Below are 3,053 nucleotides of genomic sequence, written 5' to 3'. Positions count from 1 at the left end.
TGCCCAATCTCGACCACCACATTCGGGTCGGTGACTCGCTGGCCGGAGGCACGTTCCGTTTCGCCCCGCCCGGCGCTCGCCGACTCACCCGCCTGCGCGAGCGTTATACCCGCGCATCCGGTGTACGCAAGCAGCAACTTGCGGACACCCTCGACCGCGAGGAACGCGCCCGCGCCGTCAGCGAAGTCCGTCGTCGCCATGACGCGCTGCGTGCCGAACGTCGCGGGTTGCTGACCACACTGCGCGCACGCGACCTGTTCGGTGAACGCCGCCGTGTGCAGCGCGCGGAACGCGTGCGACTCGACGCGCTGCGGGGGAACGCCCGGGAACTCCACACGGAAGCGCAGCGACTCGAACGCGGTGGAGCGCTCCCCTTTCGCTTCGGCGCCATGTTCGCCGACGTCGCGGCGCAGGGCGGGTTTACCCTCATCATCGGCAATCCGCCTTGGGTGCGGCCGCACGCACTCCCCGCCCGCGAGCGCGAATGGCTCCGACGTGAGTTCCGGGTGATGCGCAGCGCTGGCTGGCGCGAGGGTGCGACGCGCGCAGGGGCCGGGGCTGGGTTTTCGGCGCAGGCCGATCTGTCCGCCGCGTTCGTTGAACGCAGTGTGCAACTGCTCGCTCCCCACGGTGTCCTCGCACTGCTCGTACCGGCCAAGCTGTGGCGCACCCTCTCGGGGGGCGGCGTACGGCGACTGCTGCTCGAGCACACCGCCCTCCGGGAAGTACACGATTGGAGCGATGCGCCAGCACAGTTCGACGCCGCCACGTATCCGTCGCTGATCGTCGCCACGCGGGCGGACGCCATGGAGGCGTCGCCGGCCAGCCCAGCAACGACCGCACCACGCCGTTCCGCCTCTACATCATCGCAATCCGTGCGCTGCGGCATCACCCGACGCCACACGGTCACCTTCCATCGCGCCGCGCATTCGCTGCCGCTCCAGGGTGATCCCGACGCGCCGTGGATTCTGCTGCCCCCTTCAGCCCACTCGGCATTCGAATCGCTGCGCGCCGCCGGCCTCCCACTCGGCAACACCTCGCTCGGCCGCCCCCTGCTCGGCGTCAAATGCGGCTGCAATGCGGCCTTCCTCGTGCACGCGGAAGAACACGCCGACGATGGTGCCACGGTCACGTCGTTGTCCGGCCCGATCAGACAGGGCGTCATCGAACGCACCCTGCTGCGTCCGGCGATTCGCGGAGACAGTATCGCGGGATCGTTCACCCACGATGCCGGCGGCGGGCGTGTGGGCGACACCACGCCACCGCACGATCTTCGCGTGCTCTGGACACACGGGGCCGATGGCCTGCCGCTGCGTACGCTGCCACCCGCCAGCGCCCGGTGGCTCGCACAGTGGCGCCCGCGCCTCCAGTCGCGTCGCGACAGCAGACATGCACAACCATGGTGGACACTCTTTCGCACCGATGCGGCCCGATCGGAACTGCCGCGCCTGGTATGGGCCGACATTGCTCGACGCATGCGATGCACAGTGCTCCCCGCTGGGGATCCGTCGGTCCCGCTCAACAGCTGCTACGTCATGCGCCTCCCGTCGTTGGACGACGCACACGCGCTGCACGCGCTGCTCTCCTCCACCATCGCCAACGCCTGGCTCGGTGTACTCGCGGAACCCGCACGCGGCGGGTTCCGCCGCTTCCTCGGCTGGACCGTGGCTGCCATGCCCATACCACATGACTGGGCCCGCACGGTACGCCTGCTGCGACCATACGGGGCCGCTCTCGCAAGCGCCTCGCCTGACACGCCGTCGCACGTATCGCTGGCGGCACTCGACGCGGCCGTGCTCCAAGCCTTCCAACTGCCGCCCCTCCTGATTTCCCCGTTGCTCGAGTGGTATCGCCATGACTGATCTTCGACTCACCGCGGGCCATGCCCACCGCCTCCGTGACGTCGGGCGCGTACGCGCGGTAAAGCGTCACCTCGCCACCGTCATGCTTCCGCCACTGCCATCCGTCGAACTCGGCGATGTCCGGCTCATGCCGCATCAGCGTCAGGCGGCCGCGCAACTGCTTCGCGTCCTTCAGCGGCACGGCGGAGCATTGCTCGCCGATGACGTGGGACTCGGCAAAACCTTCACGGCGCTGGCAGTGGCACAGCACTACGCGCACACCCATATCCTGGCGCCCGCGGGTCTGGTGGCCATGTGGGAGGCCGCTGTACTCCGCACGGCCCAACGGGACACACCTATCCACTCGCTCCATCGGGCATCTCGGCAACCGCTGCCACCGTTGGCTCGCTCGTTGGCTGACCTACCGACAACCCGCGGGCGGACGCTCGTCATCATCGACGAGGCCCACGCCCTGCGCAATACCGGCTCGACGCGCTATCGGCACATCGCGATGGCGGTCAGTGGTTGCGACGTGCTGTTGTTGAGTGCCACCCCGCTGCACAACACCCCTCGCGATCTCGCGGCGCTCTTCGCGCTCTTTCGCGGGCCGCACGGTGATTCGGTGCCCGATCACCTGCTCGCCGCTCTCGTTGTACGGCGTCAGCACGATCAGATATCTGAGGCAGATGGCAATGAGCGGCGCCGCGCATCGCCGCCCAGCGTACGTGTACACAAACCCTTCACCGTCCCGCAGCAGCGGGAGACGCTCGATCGACTGCTTGCCCTCCCCGCTCCCCTCCCGGCACGCGACGGGGCGGTAGCCGGAGCGCTCATCAGACTGGGACTCCTGCGCGCCTGGTGTTCGAGCGACGCGGCGCTCACGCAGGCGCTCACGAGGCGGCTGCAGCGCGGCACCGCCCTGCGGGACGCGCTCGAAGCGGGTCGTCATCCGACCAACGCGGAACTTGGCACTTGGCTCATCGGCGACGACCCGGCAGGCGACATGCAGCTGGGATTCGCCGAACTGCTTTCCTCGCATGCGGTAGCCCCCGCCGAACAACACTCGGCGCTCGAACTCCTCGGCAAGCACTGCGACGCGCTGCGTGCGCTCCGCGCGTTTCATCTGGCGCATGCGCGCGCCGACCACGTTCGCGCGAGCTATCTGCGCACCATTCGCGCGCGCCATGCGGGCACGCCGGTAGTGGCCTTCTC

General features: G+C 68.9%; 2 protein-coding genes. Both read left to right on the top strand.

Features of this window, described 5'->3' with window-relative positions; genetic code table 11:
- Window positions 1-1,862, top strand: a 1,862-nt coding sequence (locus ACIQ6O_RS15440; protein WP_396208669.1) for an Eco57I restriction-modification methylase domain-containing protein, incomplete at its 5' end; no start/stop codon positions are given.
- Window positions 1,855-3,053 (top strand): SNF2-related protein (locus ACIQ6O_RS15435; RefSeq protein ID WP_396208668.1); only part of this gene is annotated, 1,199 nt, incomplete at its 3' end. The genes ACIQ6O_RS15440 and ACIQ6O_RS15435, both read left to right, overlap by 8 nt.

Source organism: Gemmatimonas sp., from assembly GCF_044345575.1.
In the GTDB taxonomy this organism is placed as follows: domain Bacteria; phylum Gemmatimonadota; class Gemmatimonadetes; order Gemmatimonadales; family Gemmatimonadaceae; genus Gemmatimonas.
Note: the sequence above shows the minus strand (reverse complement) of the source record. Positions and strands in the feature narration are given on the sequence as shown.